At 40.9% G+C, this 14616-nt stretch carries 12 protein-coding genes; 1 reads left to right on the top strand and 11 read right to left on the bottom strand.

The features are described 5' to 3' along the window. Nucleotides 1–71: 71 nt before the first annotated feature. From purD to rsmD, 11 genes are all read right to left on the bottom strand, one after another. Nucleotides 72–1355, bottom strand: coding sequence for a phosphoribosylamine--glycine ligase (gene purD / locus CXF76_RS06315; protein ID WP_024590607.1), 1284 nt, complete (start codon nucleotides 1353–1355; stop codon nucleotides 72–74). Between the two features lie 15 nt (nucleotides 1356–1370). Further along, nucleotides 1371–2192 (bottom strand): class I SAM-dependent methyltransferase, encoded by an 822-nt coding sequence (locus tag CXF76_RS06310; RefSeq protein ID WP_024590608.1) that lies wholly within the window; start codon nucleotides 2190–2192, stop codon nucleotides 1371–1373. Nucleotides 2193–2298: 106 nt separating this feature from the next. After that, nucleotides 2299–3885 (bottom strand): bifunctional phosphoribosylaminoimidazolecarboxamide formyltransferase/IMP cyclohydrolase, encoded by a 1587-nt coding sequence (gene purH, locus CXF76_RS06305; RefSeq protein WP_101163292.1) that lies wholly within the window; start codon nucleotides 3883–3885, stop codon nucleotides 2299–2301. 191 nt (nucleotides 3886–4076) lie between these two features. Continuing rightward, nucleotides 4077–4367 (bottom strand): DNA-binding transcriptional regulator Fis, encoded by a 291-nt coding sequence (gene fis, locus CXF76_RS06300; protein ID WP_002957804.1) that lies wholly within the window; start codon nucleotides 4365–4367, stop codon nucleotides 4077–4079. 19 nt (nucleotides 4368–4386) lie between these two features. Continuing rightward, entirely contained in the window at nucleotides 4387–5358 is a 972-nt protein-coding gene (gene dusB, locus CXF76_RS06295; protein WP_010553368.1) for a tRNA dihydrouridine synthase DusB, read from the bottom strand. A 281-nt stretch (nucleotides 5359–5639) separates the two neighbouring features. Beyond that, on the bottom strand, nucleotides 5640–6521 hold the full coding sequence (gene prmA, locus CXF76_RS06290; RefSeq protein WP_024590609.1) for a 50S ribosomal protein L11 methyltransferase: 882 nt from the start codon (nucleotides 6519–6521) through the stop codon (nucleotides 5640–5642). 67 nt (nucleotides 6522–6588) lie between these two features. Beyond that, entirely contained in the window at nucleotides 6589–8436 is a 1848-nt protein-coding gene (gene rpoD / locus CXF76_RS06285) for an RNA polymerase sigma factor RpoD (RefSeq protein ID WP_007586533.1), read from the bottom strand. A gap of 124 nt (nucleotides 8437–8560) precedes the next feature. Continuing rightward, nucleotides 8561–10312: a DNA primase gene (gene dnaG, locus CXF76_RS06280; RefSeq protein WP_007586534.1), complete on the bottom strand. Its 1752-nt coding sequence runs from the start codon at nucleotides 10310–10312 to the stop codon at nucleotides 8561–8563. 244 nt (nucleotides 10313–10556) lie between these two features. Further along, on the bottom strand, nucleotides 10557–11003 hold the full coding sequence (locus tag CXF76_RS06275; protein WP_024590610.1) for a GatB/YqeY domain-containing protein: 447 nt from the start codon (nucleotides 11001–11003) through the stop codon (nucleotides 10557–10559). Nucleotides 11004–11022: 19 nt separating this feature from the next. Beyond that, the gene (rpsU, locus tag CXF76_RS06270; protein WP_002957797.1) at nucleotides 11023–11238 is read right to left on the bottom strand and encodes a 30S ribosomal protein S21; all 216 of its coding nucleotides are present in this window, start codon (nucleotides 11236–11238) and stop codon (nucleotides 11023–11025) included. Nucleotides 11239–11383: 145 nt separating this feature from the next. Beyond that, complete coding sequence (rsmD, locus tag CXF76_RS06265) at nucleotides 11384–11989, bottom strand: 16S rRNA (guanine(966)-N(2))-methyltransferase RsmD (protein ID WP_007586536.1); 606 nt, start codon at nucleotides 11987–11989, stop codon at nucleotides 11384–11386. A 228-nt stretch (nucleotides 11990–12217) separates the two neighbouring features. Here rsmD and ftsY point away from each other — a divergent pair, with 228 nt between their 5' ends. Further along, the gene (gene ftsY, locus CXF76_RS06260) at nucleotides 12218–14572 is read left to right on the top strand and encodes a signal recognition particle-docking protein FtsY (protein WP_442960168.1); all 2355 of its coding nucleotides are present in this window, start codon (nucleotides 12218–12220) and stop codon (nucleotides 14570–14572) included. The last annotated feature ends 44 nt before the right edge of the window (nucleotides 14573–14616 follow it).

The raw sequence follows: 14616 nt of genomic DNA, 5'->3' as shown, positions 1-14616 counted from the left end.
TAAAAAAGCGCAGATAAACTGCGCTTTTGTAGTTAAATTAACTGGTTATACCAATGAATAGGTATTACAGGCTATTGCTCGCGTGCAATAGCACGGTAAGCTATATCAGTACGATATTCCATACCATCCCAGCTAATTTGTTTAACAAGCTCATAGGCGCGCTGCTGCGCTTGCGTAACGGTGTTACCAAGTGCTGTTGCGCATAATACGCGACCGCCTGCGGTTACAACGTCATTGCCACTTTGTTTAGTGCCTGCATGAAACACTTTTTCACCCGCAGGGTAATCAACTTTTAGCCCCGAAATTGCATCACCTTTAGGGTAATCACCAGGGTAACCTTTAGCTGCAAGTACAACACCAACGGCTGCGCGTGGGTCAAACTTAATCGTTGTTTTATCAAGTTCTACACGGTTAGCAGCTTCAATCAATTCAACTAGGTCTGATTGTAGACGTAGCATCATTGGTTGAGTTTCAGGGTCGCCAAAGCGACAGTTGTACTCAATTACTTTAGGGGTACCTGTTTCGTCAATCATCAAACCTGCGTATAAAAAACCGGTGTACGGATGGCCTTCGCTTGCCATCCCTTCTACCGTAGGGTAGATCACTTCGTTCATAATACGCTGGTGGATTTCATCCGTAACAACTGGCGCTGGTGAATATGCACCCATGCCACCCGTATTAGGACCTGCATCACCATTATATGCACGTTTATGATCTTGGCTTGTTGCAAAAGGTAATACGTTTTTGCCATCAACCATTACAATGAAAGACGCTTCTTCACCGTCTAAAAATTCTTCAATAACAACACGGCTTCCCGCATCGCCAAAAGCATTACCTGCAAGCATATCGCGAATAGCATCTTCGGCATCGGCTTCCGTCATTGCTACAATTACGCCTTTACCCGCAGCTAAACCATCAGCTTTTACAACAATTGGGGCGCCTTTTTCTTTTAAATAAGCAAGGGCTGGGTCAATTTGTTCAAACGTTTGATAATCGCCTGATGGAATATTGTGGCGTGCTAAAAAATCTTTAGTAAACGATTTAGAGCCTTCAAGCTGGGCTGCGCCTGCCGTTGGGCCAAAAATAGCCATGTTATGTTCACGAAACTTATCAACAACACCCAGTACTAACGGTATTTCTGGACCTACAATAGTAAGCTCTACATTGTTTTGCTGTGCAAAACTAAGTAAACCCTCTAAGTCGTCAACGTTTATTGCTACGTTTTCAAGTTTTGGTTCAAGTGCAGTACCTGCATTACCAGGGGCTACAAATACAGTATTTACTTTGGTGTTTTGAGCGGCTTTAAACGCAAGTGCGTGTTCGCGGCCGCCGCTGCCAATGACTAAAACATTCATGGCGAAAATTCCTATTTAAAGCGGTTTCTTAAATTTCAGCGTCATGCGGTCGCTTTCACCAATGGCTTTATATTTGTCAGCATCTTGTTCGCCGAGTCTTAAGCTTGGTGGTAGCGTCCATACACCTTTAGGGTGATCGGCTGTATCTTTTGGATTTGTATTTATTTCACTGCTTGCTACTAATTCAAACCCAGCTTGTTTAGCAAGGTCTACTACGTAGCTCTGCTTCATATAACCTGATGTTTTTTGATCTTCGTCAGCACGCTCTTCAGCTAAACGGTGTTCAACTAAACCTAATGTACCACCTGGTTTAAGGGCTTTATAAAAAGCTTGGAATGCACTTAATGCACCGCTTTTATCTTTGCCCATATACCAGTTATGTACATTACGGAAAGTTAAAACCATATCGGCACTGCCAGCTGGCGCAATATCTAAATGTGTTACAGGTGCAAACTCAGTAATTTTAACGCTACTAAAGCGCTCATCTTCAGCTACTTTTTGTTTAAAGCCCGCAAGAGAGCGTTGGTAGTAGCCAACTGATGAATCAGCAGGAAAGTGCGCGGCATAATAAGTGCCTTGCTCTTTTAGTGCTGGCGCTAAAATTTCACTATACCAACCACCGCCTGGCGCAATTTCAACAACTGTCATAGTTGGTTTAAAGCCAAAAAATGCTAGTGTTTGAGCCGGGTGACGATATTCGTCACGAACGCTGTTTTTAGCGCTACGTTCGCTTGATTGAAGTGCATGCTCGAGGCTCGATTCGTGGTTATGGCTAAGCGCCATAGTCGATGTCATCGTTAGTGTGGCTACAAGTAGCGATTTTAGCGCAAATTTCATTGTTTGTTCCTTCACATTATAATTTTAAATAGGTTATTGAATAATCAGAATACGTGAATTTATAGCAAACAAAAAGGGTTAAACCAACGTTTAACCCTTCGTGTGATTAGTGGCGGAAATGGCGCATACCAGTAAGTACCATTGCCATGCCAGCTTCATCAGCAGCTGCAATCACTTCTTCATCACGCATTGAGCCACCTGGCTGAATTACCGCAGTAATACCAGCGGCTGCTGCTGCGTCAATTCCATCACGGAATGGGAAGAATGCATCAGACGCCATAACTGAACCTTTAACTTCAAGGTTTTCGTCTGCAGCTTTTATGCCTGCAATTTTAGCTGAGTATACGCGGCTCATTTGGCCTGCGCCTACACCAATGGTCATACCGTCACGGGCATAAACAATTGCGTTTGATTTAACAAACTTAGCTACTTTCCAGCAAAATAGTAAATCTTTAAGCTCTTGCTCTGTAGGTTGACGTTTAGAAACAACTTTTAAATCGCCTTGCGTTACCATGCCTAAATCGCGGTCTTGAACTAAAATACCGCCGTTAACGCGTTTAATATCTTGGCCAGCGGCTTTACCTGTCCACTGTCCACATTCTAATAAACGAACGTTCTTTTTAGCTTCAACAATTTTTGCAGCGTCGCTCGAAATACTAGGTGCGATAATTACTTCAACAAACTGACGGTCAACAATTGCTTGTGCCGTTGCTGCATCTAGCTCTCGGTTAAAGGCAATAATGCCACCAAATGCTGATGTAGGGTCTGTTTTAAAAGCGCGCTCGTATGCTTGTAGAATATTGTCCCCAATTGAAACACCACACGGGTTAGCATGTTTTACAATTACGCACGCAGGTACGTCAAATTCTTTAACACATTCAAGTGCTGCATCGGTATCTGCAATGTTGTTAAACGAAAGGGCCTTACCTTGCAATTGAGTTGCTGTTGCAACTGATGCTTCAGCAATGTCACTTTCAACATAAAAAGCAGCATCTTGATGTGAGTTTTCACCGTAACGCATATCTTGCTTTTTAGTGAACTGCATATTGATAGTACGTGGGAATTTAGTCTCTACAGCAGCTTCCTCGGTGTAATCAGGAACCATTTTACCGAAGTAGTTAGCAATCATGCCATCGTATGCGGCAGTGTGCTCGTAAGCTGCAATCGCTAAGTCAAAACGTGTTTTATCTGTAGTAGAGCCATTATTGTTTTGCATTTCACTAATAACACGGTCGTAGTCACTCGCGTTTACCACGATTGTTACGTCTTTGTGGTTTTTAGCGGCTGCACGAACCATTGTAGGGCCGCCAATATCAATATTTTCAATAGCATCTTCAAGGCTGCAGTTTTCTTGAGCGACTGTATTCGCAAAGGGGTATAAGTTAACTACAACTATGTCGATAGCAGAAATGTTGTTATCTGCCATTACGCTTTCATCTTGTCCGCGACGGGCTAATATGCCGCCGTGAATTTTTGGGTGAAGAGTTTTTACGCGACCATCCATGATTTCAGGGTGGCCTGTGTGATCTGATACTTCAGTCACTTTTATGCCGTTATCAGCAAGTAGTTTACATGTGCCGCCAGTTGATAATATATCAACGCCTTGCGCTTCTAGTGCGCGGGCAAATTCAACAATACCGGTTTTATCAGACACACTTAATAGTGCGCGACGAATGGGACGATGAGTATCCATTGTAGTTTGATTTCCTCAGTTAATGAGCTAGCTTAGAAGCGGGCATTTTAACTGATTACAACTCAAAAAACGACTTATAAAGCGCCGATGAGGGTGAGCATTTTGCAACTCGGCTATTAAACTACGGGCATAAAAAAAGCACCCTAGGGTGCTTTTTTAATAATTAGCTGTGATAAATCACAGCCAGCATATTAGTTCATGCCGTATTTTTTAAGCTTTTTACGTAAAGTACCACGGTTGATACCTAGTAAAATTGCTGCACGAGTTTGGTTACCACGTGTATATGTCATCACTTCTTCAAGTAATGGCGCTTCTAGCTCTGAAAGAACAAGGTCGTAAACGTCTTGCACATCTTGACCGTTAAGCTGCTTTAAATAGTGGTGAACAGCTTTTTTTACTGCATCACGCAATGGCTGCGGTTTCTCGTGTGACTGAACATGAGGGTTAGTGATAAATGGAGAAGTCACGTTTTGTTCGAACATTATTAAGTCTCTTTCTTTCTTAGTTAGCTGCTAGTGTTTTAAAGTATTGCTCTAATGCGACGACCTGTGCTTGTGGGTTGTCGAGCGCATTAAATACTCGCCTAAACTGACCATCACTGTCATGGGTTTGCAAATACCAAGATACATGTTTGCGAGCAATTCGCGCTCCCATTGGCTCACCGTAAAACAGATGGAGGTTTGTTAAATGCTCCATTAAAATACTGCGCACCTCTGCAATAGCAGGCGGCTGTAAGTGTTCCCCAGTTCGCAAATAGTGGTCTATCTCCCTAAATATCCAAGGGCGACCTTGGGCGGCTCGGCCAATCATAATGGCATCTGCACCCGTATAGTCTAAAACCTGTTTTGCTTTTTCTGGTGATGTAATATCACCATTGGCAACAACAGGAATCGACACTGAACGTTTTATATCCCTAATCGTGGCGTACTCAGCATCACCTTTGTACATACATGCGCGCGTACGCCCATGTACAGCAAGTGATGCAATGCCATAACGTTCAGCTATTCTCGCAATCTCTACACCATTACGGTTATCCGGATCCCATCCTGTACGGATTTTAAGTGTCACAGGTATATCAACAGCATTAACGACTGCATCAATAATCTCTTCCACAAGTTCAGGAAACTGTAATAAGGCAGAGCCTGCGAGTTTCTTGTTCACTTTTTTTGCTGGGCACCCCATATTGATATCTATGATCTGTGCACCGTTAGCAACATTGAATTGTGCGGCCTGCGCCATAAGCTCAGGATCTGCTCCTGCAATTTGCACAGCGCGTATACCCGACTCACCGCTGTGATCCATACGGTTCATCGACTTTTCCGTTTTCCAAACCTTAGGATTAGACGATAGCATTTCAGACACAGCAAGCCCCGCGCCTAAACGACGGCAAAGTTGTCTAAATGGTCTGTCTGTAATGCCAGCCATTGGCGCGACAATTACATTATTCTCAAGTTGGTATTTACCGATACGCACTATATTCAATAGGCCTCTTTTCAAGGGGCGCTAAGTTTACGGTTTTTTTCACAAAAATCAAAGGCTATAAATTGAACAAAAGTAACTTTTTTTTGCCCTTTTCGTATTGACATTTGATAACCACATGACAAGTAGGTTGATTTGTTTGAAATTTATACAAGTTTTATTTTTTACACAATAATCAGAAAACTTTTAATATGTAAAAAAATAGTAAAGCCTGTTAAATACAGGCTTTACATGCAGGTTTTGAGTTAATGCTCTAAATTTGGTTATGCAGTTTATTACGCTTTTTTAGTGCCACTTACTCGAGTCCAATCACCTTCAACGGCAATATCATCTAGTTCAATAAACGGTGCATAAATATCAGCAACTGATTGTGCTTGTTCTTCTAAAATACCCGACATGGCAATTTTGCCGCCAGGCTTTAATAAACCTAAAATTACACTGTGCAATTCACGAAGTGGCTGGGCTAATATATTTGCCACTACTATGTCGGCGGTAAACTCAGGTTGGTTTTCTGGAAGGTATACTTCAAGTTTGTCTGCAACGCCATTGCGGTTAGCATTATCGAGGCTTGCCTCAAGCGCTTGAGGATCAATATCAATCCCAATCATGCGCTCTGCGCCTAGTTTTATAGCTGCAATACCTAAAATGCCTGAGCCACAACCAAAATCAACAACCGTTTTACCTGTTAGATCTTGGCTTTCTAACCACTTAAGACACAAGGCCGTTGTTGCATGTGTGCCCGTACCAAAAGCAAGGCCAGGGTCAAGCAGTACATTTACTGCATCAGGATCTGGAATGTCGCGCCAGCTTGGACAAATCCATAGTCTTTCACCAAATTGAATAGGGTGGAAGTTATCCATCCATTCACGTTCCCAGTCTTTATCCTCAAGCTGCTCTATTTTGTATACTAAATTGTCTTTTAGTTCATCATGGCGTTTCAATAACGCAACGACTGCATTCATATCGTGATTAGCTTCAAACAAGCCAATTACTGTTGTATCAGCCCAAAATACAACGGTGCCAATTTTGGGTTCGTAAATAGGGGTGTCTTTTGCGTCAATAAAGGTTACTGAAGCACTACCCGCTTCCATTAATAGGTCACTTACTGCATCTGCTGTTGCAGCATTGGCGTTAATACGAATTTGGATCCAAGCCATGATTATTTCCTTCAAATAGAAAAAAGGCCGCTATAGCGGCCTTTTTAGTTTATATAGTAGCGCTAAATTATTTAGCGTCTAAAAAGCTTTTCAGTAAATCTGAGCGAGAAGGGTGGCGTAATTTACGCAGCGCTTTCGCTTCTATTTGACGAATACGTTCACGTGTTACGTCAAACTGTTTACCTACTTCTTCTAAGGTGTGGTCGGTATTCATATCAATACCAAAACGCATACGTAGTACTTTAGCTTCACGGGCTGTTAGGCCTGCAAGTACATCGTTAGTTGCGCCACGAAGAGACTCCATTGTTGCCGAATCAATTGGCGAATCAATAGTTGTATCTTCGATAAAGTCACCTAAGTGAGAATCTTCATCATCACCGATTGGTGTTTCCATTGAAATTGGCTCTTTAGCAATTTTAAGTACCTTACGGATTTTATCCTCAGGCATCATCATGCGTTCTGCTAATTCTTCTGGATTTGGCTCACGACCCATTTCTTGTAACATTTGACGAGAAATACGGTTAAGTTTATTAATCGTTTCAATCATATGTACTGGAATACGGATTGTTCTTGCTTGGTCAGCAATAGAGCGAGTGATTGCTTGACGTATCCACCACGTAGCATAAGTAGAGAACTTATAACCACGGCGATATTCAAACTTATCAACTGCTTTCATCAGACCAATGTTACCTTCTTGAATTAAATCCAAGAATTGTAAGCCACGGTTTGTATATTTTTTAGCTATTGAGATTACAAGACGTAAGTTAGCTTCAACCATTTCTTTTTTTGCACGGCGTGCTTTCGCTTCACCAATGCTCATTCGACGGTTAATGTCTTTAATACGCTCAATGCTTAAACCTGTTGTTTGTTCAATAACAGATAGTTTATTAATGCTACGAATGATTTCTGGCTTAACTTCTTCAAGTTTAGCTGAATACTTTTCGTTACCTGAAATTTCTAAATCTACCCATGAAGCGTCAGTTTCGTTGTTAGCAAAATGCTTAACGAATGTTTTCTTCGGTAATTTAGCAATTTGTACAGCTTGTTTCATGATTAGACGTTCTTGAACGCGAACACGATCCATCATTTCACGCATGTTATTTACCATGCGGTCAAACTGTTTAGGTATTAATTTAAAGGTTCTGAAAAGCTCACCAATTTCAAAAATGGCGGCTTGTGATTCAGGATGCGAACGACCTTTAGCTTCAAACGTATCACGTGCTTTATTGTATAAATCACGTAAATTTTCAAAATGAATGCGCGCTTCTTCAGGATCTGGCCCTGTGTCTACTTCTTCTTCATCTTCGTCATCGCTATCAGCATCATCTTTGTCATCTTTATCGTCATCAAGTTGCTTAGCACTTAATTCTGAACCGATATTAGTTGCTGAAATTGGCGCTGTATCTTCATTAGGATCGATAAATCCAACGATGATATCGCTTAAACGCATTTCTTCAGCTTCAAACTTATCCCACTGCTCTAGCAGGTAAGTGATTGCTTCAGGGTACTCTGCAACAGAAATCTGTACTTGGTTAATGCCTTCTTCGATACGTTTAGCGATTACAATTTCGCCTTCACGTGTAAGAAGTTCAACAGTACCCATTTCACGCATGTACATGCGAACCGGATCCGTTGTACGGCCGATTTCTTTTTCTACAGTCGCAAGGGCTGCAGCGGCAGCTTCAGCTGCGTCTTCGTCTGTCGTTGTTTCTTGCATCATTAATTCATCAGCATCAGGCGCGTTTTCGCTAACCTTGATACCCATATCATTAATCATGCTTATGATATCTTCTACTTGATCTGAGTCTATAATGTCTTGTGGAAGGTGATCATTTACTTCTGCAAAAGTTAAGTAGCCTTGCTCTTTACCTTTTTGAATCAGAAGTTTTAATTGTGACTGAGGAGTTGGATCCATAGAGATTGTTTCTTCCACTCTGATAAGTTGATACAACAGGCGCCATCATGTAGTTTGCATTAAAGCCAACTAGAATAATGTGACGCAGTGAATAGCACAGTATAACAGTTTAAATCAATTTTGACTAGCTGTTAGTGGCTTTTAACGCTGTCATTAACAAATGACACTCAAGTCTTTCGTCGCTACTAAGGCCTTGTGTCTTGTCCTTTATTAATAGGGTCTCGAGTCGATAATTTAAACACTGATCTTCAATAAACTTGAAAGTATTTTTAAAAACCGTCTCTAAACGCTCTTCATTTATGTCGTGTTGCCACGTTGCAAGCTTGATTAAGGGCTCGTAATCTTCAGTTCCTCTAAAAAATTCGAGTAGTTGCGCTGTGGTAATGCTTTCTTTTTCTAAAGCTTGCTCTTGTAAGCGTAATAATAGCCCTATACCAGCAATATTCATTTGTGCGAGTTCAGGCAAATATGGCACATTTTTAGCCAAATTAGGATGTTGAATTAAAATACCAATCGCTTGACGCATTGGTGTTATTTTAAACTTACGTTCAATCGAATGCTGTTGCTTTGGCGTTTTTAAACGGTTATTTAATTGCTCACGCGTTCTTCCGATTAAACGCCCTAACTGTTCAAGAATGTTTTCTTGATAAAATTCACTTGGGATTTTTTCAATGAGTGGAAGTGCTGCACTGAGTAATTTAGCTTTTCCTGAGTCGAGTGTTAAATCAACTTCTTGGCTTAATTTATTAAACAATACTTTGGTAAAGTCATCTGCTTGGCTTAGGCGCAATTCGAATTGCTCCTTACCTTCTTTTTGTACAAGAGAGTCAGGGTCTTCGCCATCGGGTAAAAAAGTAAATTGCAGTGCTTTACCGTCATTTAAATAAGGAAGTGCGTTTTCAAGCGCCCTCCAAGCTGCATCACGGCCAGCTCTGTCGCCATCGTAACAACAGATTACTTTATCTGTTGTTCTAAACAGCGTATGCATGTGCTCGCTTGTTGTTGCGGTACCTAGTGATGCAACGGCATATTCAATCCCTTGCTCGGCTAAGGCAACAACATCCATGTAACCTTCCACAACCATTACATGCTCAAGTTTTTTATGGGCTTGCTTTGCTTCATAAAGTCCGTAAAGCTCAAAGCCTTTATGAAAAATTCGGGTCTCCGGCGAGTTTAAATATTTTGGCCCTTGGTCGGCTTGCATTACACGCCCACCAAATGCAATAACGCGTCCGCGTTTATCGCGAATAGGGAACATTAATCGGTCGCGGAAAAAATCAAATTGTCTGCCTGGTGTTTTTTCTGAAGCTAGCTTTAATTCAACTAATTGCTCTTTTTGTTCTTTATTACGGCCAAGCTGAAGACATAATCCATCCCATTCGCTGGGGGCGTAGCCAATCATAAACTTTTTAACTGTTTCACCACTTAAACCACGACCTTTTACATATTCAATAACGGCGGCAGAATTACTGTGGTGTTTTAATTGGTGCTGATAAAAGCGCGCAGTATGAAGCATTAAATCGTAATCAGAGCGCTTTTGCGCAGCAGTACGTTCTGGTGCTGAGTTTGTGCCTTGTTCTCGAGGTACTTCTAAGTTAAGCATGCTTGCTATTTCTTCAATAGCATCTACAAACTCAAGCTTTTCATACTCCATTACAAACGAAATAGCATTACCATTAGCACCACAACCAAAGCAATGATAAAACTGTTTGTCTTGCGATACGGTAAATGAGGGCGATTTTTCGTTATGAAATGGGCAGCAAGCTTGATAATCCTTACCTGCTTTTTTTAGACCTACTTTTGAGTCTATCAGGTCGACAATATCGGTTCTGGCAAGTAAATCGTCTATAAAGTTACGTGGGATCTTTCCAGCCATTAGTAAAATACAGTCCTGAAATAATAAGAAGAATAACGAATATGAAATTTACTTTTTTATACTTGCTTGATGCAAAGTATAGCGTGCTTTAACTTACCAAAATGATAGCAAAATAAATAGGGAAGCTATAAAAAATTTCATTTTAAAGTAACCTAGTAGGTGTACTTTTTATTAAAGTTAAAAACAAAGAAACCGAGCGCAAGGCTCGGTTCACTTCAATCATACTTTAATGTATGTGGGAGTATTAGGCAGTTAATCGTTGCTTAATTAAACCAGAGATTTTGCCCATATCGGCACGACCTTCGGCTTTGCTTTTGATTATACCCATTACTTTACCCATGTCTTGCATACCTGCTGCGTTAGTATCAGCAATAGCCGCATCAATGAGAGCAATGATTTCTTCTTCACTCAATTTTTGAGGTAAGAAAGTTTCAAGTGCTACTATTTCATTGGCTTCAATATCAGCTAAATCATCACGCCCAGCATCTTTGTACTGAGTGTAAGAGTCACGACGTTGTTTAACAAGCTTCACTATAACGGAGGTAATACCTGCGTCGTCTAGTTCTATGCGCTCGTCAATTTCACGTTGCTTGATTGCAGCAAGTACCATACGAATAGGGTTAAGACGTAATTTGTCTTTAGCTCTCATCGCATCTTTTTGCGCATCTTTTAGCGTTATTAAAAGGCTCATTTATACAAGACCTAATATATTAGTATAATTTAACGCGACGTGCGTTATCACGAGAAAGTTTTTTCATGTGACGTTTTACTGCAGCAGCTTTTTTACGCTTACGCTCAGCTGTTGGTTTTTCATAGTGCTCGCGACGACGAACTTCTGAAAGGATTCCTGCTTTTTCACATGAACGCTTGAAGCGACGAAGTGCTACGTCAAACGGTTCGTTCTCTCTTACTTTAATTACTGGCATTAAAAATTCACCTACCTAAATTATGAGCGTTGCTCAAGTTGATCAAACATTGATCAAGTGGTTCAAAAATGGTGCGGTATTGTAATCCGAAGCAACACCACATGTAAAGGACAATATTAACAGAAACGCATCATGTAAAACAGTATTAATTTGCTTGGCGCTGGTAGAGTTTGCAAAACACTTGGCCTGCCTTTTTTTCTTTAATTAACAACCAGTTGCTCGGGTTCTTGAAGGTGGTTAACTCTGTTTCTACTTCAACATAAATTAATGCATCATCGCTTAACCATTGGTTTTTTTCTAATAAATCGCAGGTTGTTTGCGCTAAATCTTTACGAAATGGTGGGTCAACAAATACAAGATTAAACGCTTCGTTTGTGTTTTTTTGCTCTAAAAAGGAGAGTGAATTAGTATGTTTAACGTATGCGTTGTCGAGCTTTAAAGTGCTAATGTTTTGTTCTAATTGCTTGGCAGCTGACGAGTCGAGCTCGATAAATGTGGCGTTTTTAGCAAATCGAGATAGCGCTTCAAATCCTAACCCACCAGAACCTGCAAAACAATCAAGTACATTTGTGTCACGCGTATCTTGCATTAGCCAATTAAATACAGTTTCTTTAATTCGATCGGTAGTAGGTCTTAAGCCTTCTACATTTTTAACAGGGAGTTTTCGGCCTCGAAATTGGCCACTAATCACTCTAATAAAGCCATCACTGGGCTTGTTAGTAGCTTTATTTTGCGTTGTTTTTTTTCTCATTTAGCTCACTAAAAAATGGTATATGGTATCTAGCTCAGATAATATTATGGGTGATTACGTGTAGCTTCATTTTTCAACCGTATTAAAAGTGTTACTATTGAACACTTACGTTTTGAATGGTTGTATTTATTAGCAACTATTGCTGGGCATTGCCAAGCTATTTCAAATTTTAGTTTATCAGATTTTTATAAGTGGTTATTAGCAAGTATGACAAAAAAAAGTAAATTCATGTCGTGGCTCGGTTTTGGCAAGTCAGATAAAAAAGAAGCAGAGCAAAAAGCAGCCGCTGATAAACAACAAGCATTAGCGCAAGAAGAAGCGCAGAAGCTAGAGCAAGAAAAACTTGCACAGCAGGCTGAAACTGAACGTTTACAAGCAGAAGCCGAAACAGAGCGCTTAGAGCAGGAGCGTATTGCTGCTGAACAAATTGAAGCTAAACGTTTAGAGCAAGAAACGCTAGCACAGGAGCAAGCTGAAGCTGAACGTTTAAAAGCAGAGGCCGAAACAGAGCGCTTAGAGCAGGAGCGTATTGCTGCTGAACAAATTGAAGCTAAACGTTTAGAGCAAGAAAAGCTAGCACAGGAGCAAGCTGAAGTTGAACGTTTACAAGCAGAAGCCGAAACAGAGCGCTTAGAGCAGGAGCGTATTGCTGCTGAACAAATTGAAGCTAAACGTTTAGAGCAAGAAAAGCTAGCACAGGAGCAAGCTGAAGCTGAACGTTTAAAAGCAGAAGCCGAAACAGAGCGCTTAGAGCAGGAGCGTATTGCTTCTGAACAAATTGAAGCAAAACGTTTAGAGCAAGAAAAGCTAGCACAGGAGCAAGCTGAAGCTGAACGCTTAAAAGCAGAGGCCGAAACAGAGCGCTTAGAGCTGGAGCGTATTGCTTCTGAACAAATTGAAGCAAAACGTTTAGAGCAAGAGCGTGCTGAAAACGCGGAAAAGATTGCCATTGAGCAGGCCAATGCTGAATTACTTGCAAAACAACAAGCTGATGCAGAAGCGCAAAGACAAGAACATGCACAACGTTTAGCCGATCAAGAAACGCAGATGCTGTTAGAGCAAGAGCGATTGGCTGCAGAAAAAATAGAGGCTGAGCGACTAGAGCAAATACGCCTTGAAAAAAAGGATGAAGCTGTAAAGGCTGAAAAGCTTGCAATAGAGCAAGCGAATGCTGAGTTATTAGCAAAAGAACAAGCAGATGCTGAAGCACAAAGACAAGATCAAGCAAAACGTTTAGCAGAACAAGAAGCACAAATGCTTTTAGAGCAAGAGCGTATTACTGCTGACAAAGTTGAAAATGAACGTTTAGAACAAGAACGTATTGCGGCTGAGAAAGCTCAGAACGAGCGTTTAGAGCAAGAGCGCATTGCGGCTGAAAAAGCAGAAAATGAACGTTTAGAGCAAGAACGCATTGCTGCTGAAAAAGCAGAAAATGAACGTTTAGAGCAAAAGCGCATTGCGGCTGAAAAAGCAGAAAATGAACGTTTAGAGCAAGAGCGCATTGCAGCGGAAAAAGCAGAAAACGAGCGTTTAGAGCAAGAACGCATTGCTGCTGAAAAAGCAGAAAATGAGCGTTTAGAACAAGAACGTATCACAGCAGAACTTGCAATTGAAGAAGCTAAAGAAGCTAAAAAAGCAGAAAAGCCGAAAAAAGAAGGGTTTTTCTCTCGTCTTAAAAAGGGCTTGTTAAAAACTCGCGTTAATATAGGTTCTGGCTTTGCATCTATTTTTAGTGGTAAAAAAATAGATGACGAATTATTTGAAGATCTTGAAACACAGCTACTCACCGCCGATTTAGGCGTTGATACCACCATGAAGTTGATTGATAGCTTAACTGATGCTGCAAACCGTAAGCAGTTAAAAGATGGTGATGCGCTTTATGAGTTAATGAAACAAGAAATGGCGGCGATGCTAAAAACGGCTGAACAGCCTTTAGTAATTACCAAAGATAAGAAGCCATTTGTTATTTTAATGGTGGGCGTAAATGGCGTTGGTAAAACAACGACTATTGGTAAGATGGCTAAGCAATTTCAAAGCGAAGGTAAGTCGGTTATGCTGGCTGCTGGCGATACGTTTAGAGCGGCTGCTGTTGAGCAACTTCAGGTTTGGGGTGAACGTAACAGCATTCCTGTTATTGCACAGCATACGGGTGCAGATAGTGCATCGGTTGTTTTTGATGCATTCCAAGCTGCAAAAGCACGTAATATAGATGTGTTAATTGCAGATACAGCGGGTCGCTTGCAAAATAAAGATAACTTAATGCAGGAGCTTGAAAAAATAGCTCGTGTTATGAAAAAAATTGATCCTGATGCGCCGCACGAAGTGATGCTAACCATTGATGCTGGCACAGGTCAAAATGCAATTAGCCAAGTGAACTTATTTAATCAATGCGTTGGCTTAACTGGTATTACGCTTTCAAAACTTGATGGAACTGCAAAGGGTGGTGTTATTTTTGCGGTTGCAGATAAGTTTAATATTCCAATTCGTTACATTGGTGTTGGCGAAGGTATTGATGATTTACGCGCTTTTAAAAGCGATGACTTTATTGATGCGTTATTTAGCCAAGATGAGGACGACGTTTAATTTACCAAAAGAGGGAGCTTGCTCCCTTTTTAATTGCGAGGAAT

The organism is Pseudoalteromonas sp. 78C3, assembly GCF_002836695.1.
Lineage (GTDB): Bacteria > Pseudomonadota > Gammaproteobacteria > Enterobacterales > Alteromonadaceae > Pseudoalteromonas > Pseudoalteromonas arctica.
Note: the sequence above shows the minus strand (reverse complement) of the source record. Positions and strands in the feature narration are given on the sequence as shown.

Excerpts from the sequence above, each read along its gene's own strand:
- purD (WP_024590607.1), bottom strand. The coding sequence starts at position 1,355 with ATGAATGTTTTAGTCATTGGCAGCGGCGGCCGCGAACACGCACTTGCG.
- CXF76_RS06310 (WP_024590608.1), bottom strand. The coding sequence starts at position 2,192 with ATGAAATTTGCGCTAAAATCGCTACTTGTAGCCACACTAACGATGACA.
- purH (WP_101163292.1), bottom strand. The coding sequence starts at position 3,885 with ATGGATACTCATCGTCCCATTCGTCGCGCACTATTAAGTGTGTCTGAT.
- fis (WP_002957804.1), bottom strand. The coding sequence starts at position 4,367 with ATGTTCGAACAAAACGTGACTTCTCCATTTATCACTAACCCTCATGTT.
- prmA (WP_024590609.1), bottom strand. The coding sequence starts at position 6,521 with ATGGCTTGGATCCAAATTCGTATTAACGCCAATGCTGCAACAGCAGAT.
- rpoD (WP_007586533.1), bottom strand. The coding sequence starts at position 8,436 with ATGGATCCAACTCCTCAGTCACAATTAAAACTTCTGATTCAAAAAGGT.
- dnaG (WP_007586534.1), bottom strand. The coding sequence starts at position 10,312 with ATGGCTGGAAAGATCCCACGTAACTTTATAGACGATTTACTTGCCAGA.
- CXF76_RS06275 (WP_024590610.1), bottom strand. The coding sequence starts at position 11,003 with ATGAGCCTTTTAATAACGCTAAAAGATGCGCAAAAAGATGCGATGAGA.
- rpsU (WP_002957797.1), bottom strand. The coding sequence starts at position 11,238 with ATGCCAGTAATTAAAGTAAGAGAGAACGAACCGTTTGACGTAGCACTT.
- rsmD (WP_007586536.1), bottom strand. The coding sequence starts at position 11,989 with ATGAGAAAAAAAACAACGCAAAATAAAGCTACTAACAAGCCCAGTGAT.
- ftsY (WP_442960168.1), top strand. The coding sequence starts at position 12,218 with ATGTCGTGGCTCGGTTTTGGCAAGTCAGATAAAAAAGAAGCAGAGCAA.